Origin of the sequence: Protofrankia sp. Cr1, from assembly GCF_963555865.1 — a bacterium.
Classification (GTDB): Bacteria; Actinomycetota; Actinomycetes; order Frankiales; family Frankiaceae; genus Protofrankia.
The window spans coordinates 2,958-3,734 of record NZ_CAUVXO010000623.1; the positions used below are offsets into that span (position 1 = coordinate 2,958).

Genomic DNA, 777 nt, shown 5'->3' on the forward strand with positions numbered 1-777 from the left:
ATGAACGAGGCCCTGGGACAACCGCCGCGGCCGATCAACCGGAATCGGGTGTCCCGGCCTGTGCGCGAGCGGGGGTTGACAGGCGCCACCCACCGTCGGGGCCGCGCTTTGACCAGGTCGGACGCAAGGCTCCGCCGAGGGGAACCTCGGGCGCGTTCAACTCATTTGCCCGTCGTGCTCGTTCCGGCGAAGGGTGATCGCCTTCTCGGGGCAGGCCTGCACGCACAGGCCGCACGCATGACAGTCCATCGGCTTGGCCACGACGGCCTGGCGCCGGCCGTGCGCCAAGTATTTCAACGAGCCCAGCAGGGACATGCCCTCGCGTTCCTGTTCGGTCAGCTTGCGCACCTCGAACACATCGTAGGGGCAGACGACGACGCAGTCCTCCTTACCTTCGCACCGATTGCGGTCGATGATCGGAAGTGCGACGCCGGCCGGCGACTTGGACGTGCAGTCTGACGGTGTTGATCGCTGTTGTGGCACCGTTCGGTTGTCCTCCAGTCGGTGCGTCGCACCCCAGTGGGCTGATTCGACAATGGCGTTGTCCCAACTCGACACGTCGGCGAGCTTTCCGGTTTGACGTTACCTGCGGCCGATGGCACCGATCCGAATCCCGGGCACAGGTCGCCCGTATCTTCTCCAGGCGGGGTCAGTCCGTCACGTCCTGGAGCATGTCGGCGTCGACCCAGCGGTGCCCGCGTCCGGACAGCGGCTGGATGAGCAGCTGCGTGCGGCCGTAGGACACCCGGGCGTCGTGGACCGTGACACCGACGAGCA

At 66.7% G+C, this 777-nt stretch carries 1 protein-coding gene; it reads right to left on the reverse strand.

Going from position 1 to position 777, the window contains the following annotated elements; all coding sequences use genetic code 11:
• Positions 1 to 156: 156 nt before the first annotated feature.
• Positions 157 to 558, reverse strand: a complete 402-nt coding sequence (locus U9980_RS26945) for a ferredoxin family protein (protein ID WP_322751665.1) — start codon at positions 556 to 558, stop codon at positions 157 to 159.
• Between the last annotated feature and the right edge of the window lie 219 nt (positions 559 to 777).